Here is a 12,281-nt window from a genome sequence, read left to right as displayed (position 1 = left end):
TCTACGTCGCTTTGGCTTATTGCTTACTGTTCATTCACCGATCAGGCATCAGAAAATAAGACCGTTAAGCAAGCTTAAAAGTCGCCACTTTGTCACTTAAACCAGCGGCTTGGCTCTTAAGTTCGTTCGACTCAGTTAAGCTGTCCTGTGCGCCCACAACTAAGTGGTCAGTAACATCTTTAATGGTCGTCACGTTCTGGGTGATTTCACCCGTCACGTGCGTTTGCTCTTCAGCGGCCGTCGCGATTTGAGTCGCCATATCGCTAATCAAAGCAACGGCAGTATTGATCTCTTCAAGTGCGTGCGAAGCTCTGTCGGCATCTTCTACTGAATGTATTGCCAGTTTAGAGCTGCTCTCCATCAACTCAACGGCTTGGGTCGTTGTGCGCTGCAGGATATCGATCGTCGATTTGATCTCTTCTGTTGAAGAGTGAGTTCGCTGTGAAAGCACACGTACTTCGTCAGCGACCACGGCAAACCCACGACCTTGTTCACCCGCACGAGCAGCTTCAATCGCCGCATTCAAAGCAAGTAAATTGGTTTGCTCAGCAATGCCTTGGATTGTCGCTAACACTGTTGAGATCTCTTGAGCGTGCTTGTTAAGTTCGCTAATCACATTACCCGCTTCGTTGACTTCATTGGCCAAGTTATTAATTGAACCTTTAGTGTCAACTACCAGAGCGTGACCACTATTGGTACTTGCCGCTGAGTCTTGTGCAGCTTTCGCGGTTTGCTCGGCATGTGATGCAATTTCTTGAGTTGCACAAGCCATTTCCGTTACCGCTGTCGCCACCATAGTGATTTCTTGCTGCTGGTGGTTAAGTTCATCAACAGAACGATTCGCACGCTGAGCACTTTGCTCCGACTGGCTGTTTAGCTGTTCTGATTGTCCACGAATATGACCAATCAACTGCTGTAAACTGCCAACAAAGGTATTGAAGTTCTGAGCAAGCTCACCCACTTCATCTTGATTATCAACATGAATGCGTTGAGTTAAATCACCACTACCGTTTGCGATTTGCGCCAATGCTTGAGATACATGATTAAGCGGACGGAATAGAATCGTACACAGCAGGTTGAACAACACAGTACATACGATGACAACCAGCAATGTCACCAACACTTGGCCAATCACAGCATCAAACAACGGTGCCACCAAAGAGTCATGGTTAACCACACTGATGGTGATCAGGTTAGTTCCATCAATCGCACGTGCATACAGTACATAATCGCTGCCGTTTAAGTCGATAGACGTGTCTTTACCGCTCACCAACGCCTTTTGGACATCTGCGAAATCTAGCCCAAGTGAGCTGATATTCTTGTTCAATAGCTTGGTGTCAGCGTGCGTGTAAACCGTGCCCTTATTGGTCGCGATGAACATGTAACCTTCACCTGGAAGAATCACTTTTTCAAGGCTATTGAGGATGTCGGTGATTTCTACATCCGCACCCAATACGACCTGCTGACCATGCAATTGCATTGCGGTACCCAGCGACACAACGTTAGCGCCCGTTGCCGCCGCAACCGTTGGGTTATCCATAAATACTTTACTTGGGTTTGCTACCGCATTGGTGTACCAACCCCATAGACGTGGATCATCGTTACCCGGCGGCAACACAACACCGTTCGCGTTCTTTTGCGAACCATCAGGAAATGCCAAGAAGACATTATCAAAAGAGGCAGAATCACGAACCTGTTTTAGATGAGTCACCAAGCTTTCTTGTTTAGACTCTTTCGACAGAGAAGTGAGCGCACGCTCTTTGGATAAGATCCAATCTGATACGTATTGGTTGTAAGAAGCCGATGCCCCTTCTAGGCGCTGTTCAACCTCAGTATCCAATCGTTGCAACGATGCACGAAATGAAAGTGCCTCGACCAAAATCCCCCCCAGGATGATGGCCATACTGGCAGAGATCGCCAGCTTATTTTTAAGCGAGAGTTTCTTTAACATAGGAAACCTATAGTTTTTATATAAATAACCGTGGGTAACAGAACCGTTCCCATCCGGTAGCAAGCGAATATATTTTACACATTAAAATAAATAATAAAACGGACTAACTCATTGTATTATCGTTATATGTGAACCAATAGCAGATCCAGATCAATTCATAATCGAAAGAATGATATACGTTAAGTTACGCCGTCAAAGCCCTACCCAAAATGCCAAACCTTTTGTTTCTTTTATATCAATGTAAATAGCGTTCGTATTCTCAATGGATTAATCTTATAAGCTGTTAAGTACACAGAGTTTTCCTATGTCCCGAAGTCAACGTCTCTTCGATCTGCTCCAATTATTGCGCTGTCATAAATACCCCGTGTCTGCCGATCATCTCGCTCGAGAGCTAAACGTGAGTACTCGCACCATTTATCGAGACATCGTGACACTGCAAGCACAAGGCGCTGAAATTGATGGTGAAGCCGGAGTTGGCTATCAATTGAAACCGACCTTCACGCTACCGCCAATGATGTTTTCAATGGAAGAGTTGGAAGCATTAAGGCTCGGTGCTGAATGGGTCGCTAAGCAAGCCAATGGGGAGTTCCGTGAATCGGCTAGAAATGCGATTGCCAAGATTTCGGCCGTATTACCTGCTGATCATCAAGCCAAACGCAGTGAAGACATTATTCGTGTTGCTTCTATCATTGAAGTCGCAGAATTAACCATAGAGCTTTCAGACATCAAGTTGGCAATTAAGCAACAGAACAAAGCCGAAATCCATTACACAGACGCAAAAGATCAGGTCAGCTCAAGAGTTGTTTGGCCGATGTTGATTGGCTTATTCGAACAGCACTATGTTTTGGTCGCTTGGTGTGAAACGCGAGGTGCGTATCGTAATTTCAGGCTCGATAGAATTGCCGAATGGAAAATGCTTGAAGAAAAATATCAACGCCCGCGTCATGACTTGATCAAAGATTGGCAGAACATGGAAAGTATTGCAGATAAAGTGATTCGCTACTGACAAAAACTGTCACTGACTCGCGCTATATTTCTCTCATCCCAAGCGAACTCGATACAATTTGAGTTAACTTAAATCGCAACGGGGTTATTGAGAAACAACATCGCCAATCAAATTGACCAGCCTAGGAGCTACTATGTTTACCATTGATTCATTTGTTCTTTATGTCACAGACATTCATCGCAGTATGGACTTTTACGCCAAGGCATTTGATTGCGAGCCAAAGCTTCTATCACCAACCTTCGCTGCCTTAGACTTTGCAGACAACGTAAAAATCACACTTAAACAAGCGGATGTTCTAACCCCAGCAAGCAGCATCAAGGGTGGTGGCACTGAGCTCTCTATGCCTGTTGCAGACAAAGAGACATTAGAAAGTCTTTACAAAGCATGGAAAGAGAAAGGCATTCAGTTTGAACAAGAGCCAGAAGAATCTGTTTACGGCATCAACTTCCTTGCTGTTGATCCAGACGGACACCGTATCCGCGTCTTCGCTTAAACGAATAAGAGCAAGCTGCACTTAGCTGCTTGCTCATCTCATCTAATAAGAAGCTTACTAACCGAAATCTAGTGTCAGCAACAATCGAGTCTCTTCAGATGAGGTGACAGGCGAACGGTGAACAAGACCCGCATTTTCATTGCCACTCCAACGCTCACCTTTCAAAAGCGCTACGTCACCACTCGCCATTTGTTGAATATCAGATTCATGGTTGTACAAGCCTGATGCAGAATCTGGTTGTCCGTTGCTTCCACGACCTAACTTTGAACGGTCGACCGAGTGATTCTGTAGCCATTGAGTCGCGACACCGTGATAAGTGGTCACCAAGCGACAAGGAACTTGGTCGAAATGAAAACGAGGACACATTGCCTTATTTAAAACCGCGAGACGCAGCCCTACTTCTTCAAGCTCAAACAAACAACAGAACATATCCACCAGCTGCGCCATGTTTTCTAATAGCGCTTTAGAAGCCGTTCCGTCGGTCGAGAATTCTAATTTCTCGTAGGCATTCTCAGGGGACACGCTAACAGACTTACTAAAATTTGGATTCGACGCGATAAATTCATCAATGTCGCCGGTTAAATCAGCATCAAACTTACGTTGCCAAATCGCGATGTTGATATCACTTTGATAGATGTCAGCTAATACCGTGGGCTGCTCCGAAGCACTAACGCATGGCTTATGACTCGCCTGATCTTTGATACTCACAGCCGAACTAATATTAAGTGGCTGGTTACTATTGGTTGCTAAAGGCTTCGTTAACACGGCATTCATTACGTCTTCTCCTTGATACATGCTTATCGCTTAACTCTTACTGCTACAATCGTTATTCGCAGCAAGAACGAATTTAGTTATGTTATAACATAACTAAAAATACACAAGTCAGTTAACCGATCATGCTTTCAATTATGTGGAGCTGCCTTTCTAGCTTTGGGTAATTCTTAAAATACTGACCTAAGCTTCTATCTACACTTACCAAAGAAACTCATCTATATGGTGACCACTTATGAAGAAGCTAATACCTGCACTCGGTCTATTTTGTACCCTCATTTCTGCGCCGTCTTTTTCAGAAACGGGCTACACGTTAGATCCAAAGTTATCGAACGTGACGTTCGCAACCATTAAGAAGCAGTTTGTTGTAGAATCCGCATCCATAAAGCCTTTATCCGGTGGGCTGACAGAAGATGGCCAGTTTTCTATTTTGTTAGATTTGAAAAGCCTGAGTACCGGAGTATCGATTCGCGACCAACGACTCAATGAACTCTACTTCGAATCAATGACCTTCCCTGAAGTGAAGATCTCGGGAAAGGTCGATCCTTCAATGCTATCTGGTGATCCAAAAAATACGACAATAGCTGCCGAAGTGACTCTTCACGGTGTAACTAAAACCATCGACTTCCCGGTTATGGTTGTTCCATCTGAAAGTTTTGTGATGATCACTTCGACATCAACTATCATCGTCAATGGCGCTGATTTTGGGATTTCGACAGAAAACCTCAACAAACTTTCTGCAACCGTTGGCGGGCTAGCGATTTCCGACAAGGTTCCGTTAAGTTTCAATCTGATGTTCGACCAATAATCCACCTCTCCCCACTCTTCTCTCAGACACTGAACCATTTAACATAGTGTCTGAGAAAAGAGTGTTTGATTGAGCATTGCGTTTAAGAGGGTATCCACTTGTTATACGAAATCAGCTCGACCACACAATCAAATTCAAATGATTCGGAACGTTCGACAAAATAAGACATACTAGAGCCATCTATAATGCACATCCGAACTCTTATCTATGCAACCTATTAGCCTCAGCGAACCGTTTACTCTTTCTAATGGTCAAGTCATCAAAAACCGCCTGTTTAAATCAGCAATGAGCGAACAACTTGGCGACAAACAACATAACCCTAAAGCTGGACTAGCGACCTTGTACCAACGTTGGGCAAAAGGTGGGATTGGTTTGTCTATGACGGGAAACGTGATGGTTGATAGGAACGCACTGGGTGAACCAAAGAACGTAGTTTTGGATGAACGCAGTGACCTCACTCAGTTTCAAGCTTGGGCAAGTGCTGGTAAGCAAAATGGCTCACAGATTTGGATGCAGTTAAACCACCCAGGAAAACAGATCCCCAAATTCCTATGCGATAAACCCGTCGCTCCTTCTGCTATCTCATTAGAACGCGGACTAGAGAAAGGCTTCAATACCCCGCGAGCACTGACTGATTCAGAAATCCATGAAGTGATTGGCAAGTTTGCCTTAAGCGCTAAACTGGCAAAACAAGCCGGCTTTACTGGCGTACAAATTCACGGTGCTCATGGCTACCTTGTCAGCCAATTTTTATCTTCAAGACACAACCAGAGAAATGATAAATGGGGCGGTTCGTTAGATAACCGACTTCGCTTCGTGCTCGAACTGTATCGCTCCATTCGTGCAGAAGTTGGTGAAGGTTTTCCTGTCGGGATAAAACTCAACAGCGCAGACTTCATGAAAGGTGGCTTTACCGAAGCAGAGTCAATGCACGTCGTTCAAGCGCTTAGCCGTGAAGGCGTCGACCTGATTGAAATCTCAGGTGGCACTTATGAGAGCCCGTCGATGATGGGTTCTAAGAACAAAAACGAACCCGTTAAAGCCAGCACAGCGAAACGTGAAGCGTATTTCTTGGATTACATGGTCAAAGTAAGAAAACTGGTTAGCACTCCTTTGGTGGTGACTGGTGGCTTTAGAACCGCCCCAGCAATGAACGAAGCGTTGCAAACATCCGCTACCGACTTTATTGGTATTGCCCGTACCATGGCGGTAGATCCTGACTTTCCAAACAAACTCATTGAAAATCCAAGCCATGGAATGCCATTAGATGTGCCAACCACAGGCAAACCGGCACTGGATAAAGTAGCCATGGTTGGATTAGTTTGGTACGAGCATCAAATGTGGCGAATTGCCGCAGGTAAAAACGCAGATCCGAAACTGAGTGCTCTTGGCGTAGTGATTAAAACGATTTTGAGTGCAGGTTGGCACGCCTTCAAAAAACGTAGGGCATAACACTTTATTCAGGCAAATAGGGAACCTGACATTCAAAAATATGCCGTTGGTGTCACATGTCGTTACATAGCATGGACCCTTAAGGCTTTACATCTTGGGCGAGGTAAACAACAATCCCTGAGAATAAATCCATAACATAATGTATTTAGAAATTATGAGTAATACAGAAAACAAAAAATCGAGCCCTCTTTTCGAAGTCGTTTTTAACGTCTTTCTTCCTTCATTCATCCTAATGAAGTTCAGTGGAGAAGAGCATCTCGGAACTGGCTTAGCTCTGCTTGTCGCACTCGCCTTCCCTATCGCTTACGGCGGTATGGAGCTTATCCGCAACAAGAAATTTAACTTCATCGCCGCGCTTGGCTTTGTCAGCGTACTTTTAACCGGCGGCATTGGTTTCTTCGAATTGGACACGCGTTGGTTAGCACTAAAAGAAGCACTAATCCCGGGCTTAATCGGCTTGGCGGTACTTGGTTCTACCTTTACTCGCTACCCATTTATCCAAAAAGTGATCTTCACGCCTGCACTGTTAAACATCTCTCTGATTGAAGAGCGTTTAAGACAGTTTGGTAATCAAGCTAAGTTTGACCGTTGCCTAATGACATCAAACTACATGTTCGCTAGCACATTCGCTTTCTCATCTGCGATGAACTACTTCCTTGCGACTTGGATTGTAACCAGCCCTGCTGGCACTGCAGCTTTCAATGAAGAGCTTGGTAAACTGACACTTTACAGCTACCCAGCGATCGCTATCCCAAGCCTGCTTATGATGCTCGGCATCTTCTACTACATCTGGCGTCAGGTTCGTGACATGACATCGCTAGAAACAGAGCAGATATTTATCACTAAGTAACTGTTACTGATTTCGTACAAAAACGCATACTAAAAGCCCAGCACACAAGCTGGGCTTTTTTGTTTTCGCACTCGCACCAAGGCGCCTGTTAGGCATTACCTTTGATTGATTAAATGAATTACATCTAAAATTTGAGGCCATTTTTCTTAAGTTTGCGTGAGTAACTGACTTTAAATCCATAATAATCAATGAATTCCATTGATTGAACCGGCAGATGCTTTTATAGTCGATTTTGTTGGTTACTTTACAAAGCCCTACCCAATCACTGACATTATTTCAGTTGCGATTGATAAGATCACATCAGCTAGGTGCTAAAGGTAGACGCCAGCCGTACTCATAAGGAATATAGATTATGAACAAATCTCAATTAGTTGAACACATCGCGACTTCTGCAGACATCTCAAAAGACCAAGCAGGCTCAGCGCTAAATGCTCTCGTTGAAGGTATTTCAACAACGCTTGCAAACGGTGATGATGTGTCCATCCTTGGATTTGGCAGTTTTAAAGTAAACACTCGTGCTGCACGCACAGGTCGTAACCCACGAACTGGAGAAGAGATTCAAATTTCAGCATCAAAGACGCCAGCATTTAAAGCAGGTAAAGCTTTAAAAGAGGCATGCAACCTTTAACACAGCAAAACAACAAGGAAAGTTACGATGACTACGCCAAAGGAAAAAGCGAAAACCAGTCGCAGTAAGAAAGCAGGCAAGTCAACGAAAGCACAAGCCGAAGGGCCGAAGGCTCGTCAACGCATTGAAGAGCTTCTCGAAGAACGCGAATTGGCGAAACTGTTAGAACTATAGTTTATATAAGAACTAAAGTTTAGGCTTGAGCAAAGTAATAGATTGTTAGCGTTCAAATGCCACTGCAACCCTGCAGTGGCATTGTTTATTTAGAATTAACCGACTCCTCCCCCCATTATTCCTATCAATCCGATGTGATTATTAATAGAAGATTGAATAAGTTCTGAGCACTAAGTAACTGACTCAATTACATTGCTATACATACCCATACATACCCAAAAGACACTTTTCATTATCATCATCTCCCTTGTTATTTGTGAGAAGAAAGGAAGCTGTTCGCGGCACTGATGTGTTTGTGTTGTGCTTCTTCGTTGAGGTGATTATGAATGTAGTTCGCATGGGGATTGACGCTAATGTCCATAAGAATAAGGGAAAGTACAAAGCGATAATTAAGTTCGCTGCTCGTGCACTGTTTTATTATTCAGATACTAAAAAAATGAATGAGAATTTCAGCTCTGCCGAGAGAAAGCTCTTATTCAAAAAGCAGCCAAATTTCCTATCTAAGTTTGTCACCCCTTACTTGTGCACTGACTTCAGTAAAAAAGAAAAAATCGAAATACTATCAAAGCATTATGATTGGTTCGAAGAAAAGTTCACAACAGAAGCTCGCCATCAAATATATAACGAAAGGCTTAACCTTCTAGAGCTAGAAATCGGCGAGCAAACCTACTTGCTAAACCTGAGCTTTGAAAGAAATTCGAGAAAAGAAGGCGAGCTTACTCTCTCCCTTACTGATTCCATGTTGAACAAGATGTACACCATATCATTCTCTGTTTTTAACAATGATATCTACATTGGTGGCGTTCAAGGCGGAGCAAATGACAATGGGTTCAGCCGTGCATTCACAAAGGCATTTTATGGTTTAAGACCAAAGTCCTTTATGGTCGAAACCCTTCGATTAATGGCGACCAGTTTAGGTGTGAATCACATCTATGCAGTCAACGAAACCGGACATGTATACAACGCTTCGCGCTATGGGAAAAAAGGAAAAGAGATAAGTCTTAAATACAATAGCTTATGGGAAGAGCACGAAGGTCAGCAACATAACAAATGTTTTTATGCTCTACCCATCCAGTCAACAAGGAAAGATCTTGAGGTACTTAAACGTCAGAAACGAAAACTATATCGTGAGCGCTATGCTTGGCTAGATCTATATGAACAAGACCTACATAACGTATTCAGTCAGCACACTAACGGTTCTTATGTGCCACCAATGCAACTAGCAAAAGCGAGCTGATTTAATAGAACAGAACCGAGGCCTCGCAATCGCGGGGCCTTTTATTCACTCATAAGAATCAATAAAGGCTTTCAGTTCTTGCTGGTCGATAATCTCCAACCCTTGTTGCCCTTTCTTGATAAAGCCTTTATCGAATAAGTCTTTGACTGCTCTGCGGTACACCCTGCTCGATGTGCCAAAACGTTCCGCTTCTTGATTCACTTTATCGAACCCGCCTAACACGGTATTGGTCTGGCTTTGCACCAGCAAATCGTAGGCAATGTTGTAGGTAATCGAATGTAAAAGACGATTGGTGTAAATGCCCATCGAGTCTTGATAATCTTCGGCCAACGCTGAGGCGAAAAAGAACATCATCTCCGGCTTATCATGTAATGCTTCTGATAGTTTCTGGATACAAATAACATCAACCTGCATGTGTTCATCTGCCACTACATTCCATTGGCAAGGTGTTTGAGTGAAGAACTCCATCTCACCAAAGATATGATAGTCGCAGCTCACCTCTCCTAACTGAAAGCGTCGCCCGTTAGCTGCAGAGATACTCATGGATACCCTCCCAGCTGGCACAACATAGAGGTGTTGAAGCTGTTCACCTTGGCGCAGAATTTCATCATTCTTGTCAAAATAGCGCGAACTGACTTGGTGTTGGTAAATGAGAGCTTTGAATTCAGAGCTTTTCTGTTCTAGGTAATTTTTAAAACGTCCGCTTGAGTATGGTGCGACCTTCATACTGACTGTCTCTCATTGCATAAACTGCTGTTGATGTTATTAGCGATTGTAGCGGCTTAAACCAATACAGAGAACAATAAAAAAAGCGACGGTCTCCCATCGCTTTTATCAGTAGTTTGTTCAAGCTTTATTGAGCAATCAAGGCTTCTAATGCCGCTAGTGACGCAAGTCGTTCGCCTTGCATCATCACTTGGGCTTCATCGACATACTGTCCAACACCGTCTTTTACATCTTGTTCGTACAAAACAACATTGTTCAGGATGGAAGCTACGTTAACGCCTCTCAAGCGACCGACAGTAAACAATGCCGATGTTTCCATGTCTGCACCTAATATACCTTTGCCGTTCCAGTACTGACAAAGCGACTGTTCGTCATCCGTATAAAAGCTGTCGTGTGAGCGAACCGTTCCTAAATAGTAAGGTGTCGATTGCTGCTGCAAGAACCCATCTAACTCTTTCAGCAGAGAGAAGCTCGCATAAGCCGGATACGACGGTTTTACGTAAGCTGCAGAACCACCCTCATCACGAACTGCACCCTCTGCAACAATCAATTCGCCAAGCCCGATGTGTGATTGCATCGCACCCGCAGAGCCGACTCTTACGATATGAGTCGCGCCACAAAACTTAAGCTCTTCAACCGCAATAATCATAGAAGGTGCGCCAATGCCCGTACTACAAACCGATATTGCTTTGCCTTGATAAGTACCAGTAAAAATTCGATATTCACGGTTTTCAGAGACCAACTCAGCATGCTCAAGTAAATTCGCAATGCGATTCGCTCTATCTGGCTCACCACAAACAATGACTAACGGGGCAATTTGCGTTTCATCAACGCCAATATGAGGTTGCTTTGCCATTTTAACTCCTAAGAAACCGTTGCTTGAGTCACTGGTTTATCACTGTTACGTTTAGCTGTACGAGCCCACTCACGAGTACCGTTCGCCGCAATAAACATCAAAATAGCGTATTGGACAGACATTGCGTAAACGCCCTGCGTCGCGTAAATACCAACACTGATAATGTTAATCACAATCCAAAGTATCCAGTTTTCAACATACTTTCGTGTCATAAGAACTTGAGCAACGATCGATAGAATGGTCATTGTCGCATCCCAGAATGGGAACGCATCCGGCTCAAGTACTGGCTCAGCTAAATCCGCACCAAATAGATTCAGGCTATCAACTGCAATGTTTGCTAGCGCAAAGAAGAATGGGTCGATGTACATAGTTAGCAAAGCAATCGAAATCGCACACGCTGCAGCCGTTGCTACGAGCTTATTTTGGCTCAACCAACGAACTTCTAGTGTTTCACCTTGCTCATTAGGTCGTGTCCATGCGTACCAACCGTAAATGTTGGCACAGAAGAAAAAGAGTTGAAGAAGTAAAAGTCCATATAACTGAATTTGAAAAAAGATAACCGCAAATAAGGTGACATTCAGCAATCCGAACAAGTAGTTAATGGTTTTCTCTTGGCTTGCAAACCAAATACACAACAGGCCAAATACAGTGCCGAATGCTTCGATCCAGCTCATTGCATAGCCATCTCCTATTGGGATGTTAACTAGGGTATTGTTGATATCAAGTAGGGCTAATAGGTCCATAGGGATGTCCTTTATTATTTGTTTTTTTAGTAGCACCTATCTTATTGCGCCGACAGAAACAAAAAGGAGGACATTTGTCCCCCTAAGATTGCATGCGATCATAAATCAGAATAATAATCAGGAAAATAAAATTCCCCATAGAGACTGTGGCTCCCCCTAACTGGTTCAAAAATCAAGTTACCACTACAGAACAATCCACTTCCAAAAACGAAATTTTAGCTTACTGGCTTTAGACCGATATCGCGTTGACGGTTAGGCTTGAGAAGCGCATGCTTTTATTTCCAAGCAGAACCGTTCTTGGTCGCGTTAATAGCGTAACCCGCCAATAACTGTTCTGTATAACGCATCTCATTGAAAGGCTGGTCACATGAATAAAGTTATTATGTTAGTTATGGGACTGCTGTTCACCAGCCGATTGTTCGCCAGTATTGTGCCGCACGTTAGCCAACTTGAGCATGACGCGCCCATCCTCCTTCGCTCTGCGCTTATCGTTGGTGTTGCGGCTTATGCCGTTTGGACAGGGTTCAAATACTTCAAGAAAAACAAAGCTTCAAGTTCTGACCAGCTGTAACGGTAAATACCCACA

Annotated in this window: 14 protein-coding genes; 9 read left to right on the top strand and 5 right to left on the bottom strand. The window is 43.8% G+C overall.

The window, feature by feature from the left end:
- Positions 1-64 precede the first annotated feature (64 nt).
- Positions 65-1,951 carry a methyl-accepting chemotaxis protein gene (locus tag L0992_07140; protein XGB68451.1) on the bottom strand — a complete coding sequence of 629 codons (1,887 nt, stop codon included), beginning with the start codon at positions 1,949-1,951 and terminating at the stop codon, positions 65-67.
- A 304-nt stretch (positions 1,952-2,255) separates the two neighbouring features.
- Here L0992_07140 and L0992_07135 point away from each other — a divergent pair, with 304 nt between their 5' ends.
- Together L0992_07135 and L0992_07130 are read left to right on the top strand one after the other, a co-directional pair.
- Positions 2,256-2,957 (top strand): YafY family transcriptional regulator, encoded by a 702-nt coding sequence (locus tag L0992_07135; GenBank protein ID XGB68450.1) that lies wholly within the window; start codon positions 2,256-2,258, stop codon positions 2,955-2,957.
- A 133-nt stretch (positions 2,958-3,090) separates the two neighbouring features.
- Positions 3,091-3,450: a VOC family protein gene (locus L0992_07130; protein ID XGB68449.1), complete on the top strand. Its 360-nt coding sequence runs from the start codon at positions 3,091-3,093 to the stop codon at positions 3,448-3,450.
- 57 nt (positions 3,451-3,507) lie between these two features.
- Here L0992_07130 and L0992_07125 read toward each other — a convergent pair whose 3' ends face one another.
- A complete protein-coding gene (locus L0992_07125; protein XGB68702.1) occupies positions 3,508-4,224 on the bottom strand; it encodes a DUF1826 domain-containing protein in 717 nt (238 codons plus the stop codon).
- A gap of 232 nt (positions 4,225-4,456) precedes the next feature.
- Between L0992_07125 and L0992_07120 the strand changes: the two genes are divergently transcribed.
- The 6 genes from L0992_07120 to L0992_07095 all read left to right on the top strand — a co-directional run bounded on the left by L0992_07120 (position 4,457) and on the right by L0992_07095 (position 9,370).
- A complete protein-coding gene (locus tag L0992_07120; GenBank protein ID XGB68448.1) occupies positions 4,457-5,029 on the top strand; it encodes a YceI family protein in 573 nt (190 codons plus the stop codon).
- A gap of 207 nt (positions 5,030-5,236) precedes the next feature.
- Positions 5,237-6,481 carry an NADH:flavin oxidoreductase/NADH oxidase family protein gene (locus L0992_07115; protein ID XGB68447.1) on the top strand — a complete coding sequence of 415 codons (1,245 nt, stop codon included), beginning with the start codon at positions 5,237-5,239 and terminating at the stop codon, positions 6,479-6,481.
- Positions 6,482-6,635: 154 nt separating this feature from the next.
- Positions 6,636-7,331: an MFS transporter gene (locus tag L0992_07110; GenBank protein ID XGB68446.1), complete on the top strand. Its 696-nt coding sequence runs from the start codon at positions 6,636-6,638 to the stop codon at positions 7,329-7,331.
- A 352-nt stretch (positions 7,332-7,683) separates the two neighbouring features.
- On the top strand, positions 7,684-7,959 hold the full coding sequence (locus L0992_07105; protein ID XGB68445.1) for an HU family DNA-binding protein: 276 nt from the start codon (positions 7,684-7,686) through the stop codon (positions 7,957-7,959).
- A gap of 27 nt (positions 7,960-7,986) precedes the next feature.
- Complete coding sequence (locus tag L0992_07100) at positions 7,987-8,133, top strand: hypothetical protein (GenBank protein XGB68444.1); 147 nt, start codon at positions 7,987-7,989, stop codon at positions 8,131-8,133.
- Between the two features lie 322 nt (positions 8,134-8,455).
- Entirely contained in the window at positions 8,456-9,370 is a 915-nt protein-coding gene (locus L0992_07095) for a VirK/YbjX family protein (GenBank protein XGB68443.1), read from the top strand.
- Positions 9,371-9,415: 45 nt separating this feature from the next.
- On the opposite strand, the gene L0992_07090 is transcribed toward L0992_07095, so the two are convergent.
- The 3 genes from L0992_07090 to pnuC all read right to left on the bottom strand — a co-directional run bounded on the left by L0992_07090 (position 9,416) and on the right by pnuC (position 11,695).
- Entirely contained in the window at positions 9,416-10,096 is a 681-nt protein-coding gene (locus L0992_07090; protein XGB68442.1) for a Crp/Fnr family transcriptional regulator, read from the bottom strand.
- 127 nt (positions 10,097-10,223) lie between these two features.
- The gene (locus L0992_07085) at positions 10,224-10,952 is read right to left on the bottom strand and encodes a nucleoside phosphorylase (protein XGB68441.1); all 729 of its coding nucleotides are present in this window, start codon (positions 10,950-10,952) and stop codon (positions 10,224-10,226) included.
- An 8-nt stretch (positions 10,953-10,960) separates the two neighbouring features.
- Positions 10,961-11,695, bottom strand: coding sequence for a nicotinamide riboside transporter PnuC (gene pnuC, locus L0992_07080; GenBank protein XGB68440.1), 735 nt, complete (start codon positions 11,693-11,695; stop codon positions 10,961-10,963).
- 367 nt (positions 11,696-12,062) lie between these two features.
- Here pnuC and L0992_07075 point away from each other — a divergent pair, with 367 nt between their 5' ends.
- A complete protein-coding gene (locus L0992_07075; GenBank protein XGB68439.1) occupies positions 12,063-12,266 on the top strand; it encodes a hypothetical protein in 204 nt (67 codons plus the stop codon).
- Positions 12,267-12,281 lie beyond the last annotated feature (15 nt).

The organism is Vibrio pomeroyi, assembly GCA_041879425.1.
Taxonomy (GTDB): Bacteria; Pseudomonadota; Gammaproteobacteria; order Enterobacterales; family Vibrionaceae; genus Vibrio; species Vibrio pomeroyi_A.
The sequence above is the reverse complement of the archived record's forward strand: the minus strand, read 5'-3'. Positions and strand labels throughout refer to the sequence as shown.

Excerpts from the sequence above, each read along its gene's own strand:
- L0992_07140 (XGB68451.1), bottom strand. The coding sequence starts at position 1,951 with ATGTTAAAGAAACTCTCGCTTAAAAATAAGCTGGCGATCTCTGCCAGT.
- L0992_07135 (XGB68450.1), top strand. The coding sequence starts at position 2,256 with ATGTCCCGAAGTCAACGTCTCTTCGATCTGCTCCAATTATTGCGCTGT.
- L0992_07130 (XGB68449.1), top strand. The coding sequence starts at position 3,091 with ATGTTTACCATTGATTCATTTGTTCTTTATGTCACAGACATTCATCGC.
- L0992_07125 (XGB68702.1), bottom strand. The coding sequence starts at position 4,224 with ATGAATGCCGTGTTAACGAAGCCTTTAGCAACCAATAGTAACCAGCCA.
- L0992_07120 (XGB68448.1), top strand. The coding sequence starts at position 4,457 with ATGAAGAAGCTAATACCTGCACTCGGTCTATTTTGTACCCTCATTTCT.
- L0992_07115 (XGB68447.1), top strand. The coding sequence starts at position 5,237 with ATGCAACCTATTAGCCTCAGCGAACCGTTTACTCTTTCTAATGGTCAA.
- L0992_07110 (XGB68446.1), top strand. The coding sequence starts at position 6,636 with ATGAGTAATACAGAAAACAAAAAATCGAGCCCTCTTTTCGAAGTCGTT.
- L0992_07105 (XGB68445.1), top strand. The coding sequence starts at position 7,684 with ATGAACAAATCTCAATTAGTTGAACACATCGCGACTTCTGCAGACATC.
- L0992_07100 (XGB68444.1), top strand. The coding sequence starts at position 7,987 with ATGACTACGCCAAAGGAAAAAGCGAAAACCAGTCGCAGTAAGAAAGCA.
- L0992_07095 (XGB68443.1), top strand. The coding sequence starts at position 8,456 with ATGAATGTAGTTCGCATGGGGATTGACGCTAATGTCCATAAGAATAAG.
- L0992_07090 (XGB68442.1), bottom strand. The coding sequence starts at position 10,096 with ATGAAGGTCGCACCATACTCAAGCGGACGTTTTAAAAATTACCTAGAA.
- L0992_07085 (XGB68441.1), bottom strand. The coding sequence starts at position 10,952 with ATGGCAAAGCAACCTCATATTGGCGTTGATGAAACGCAAATTGCCCCG.
- pnuC (XGB68440.1), bottom strand. The coding sequence starts at position 11,695 with ATGGACCTATTAGCCCTACTTGATATCAACAATACCCTAGTTAACATC.
- L0992_07075 (XGB68439.1), top strand. The coding sequence starts at position 12,063 with ATGAATAAAGTTATTATGTTAGTTATGGGACTGCTGTTCACCAGCCGA.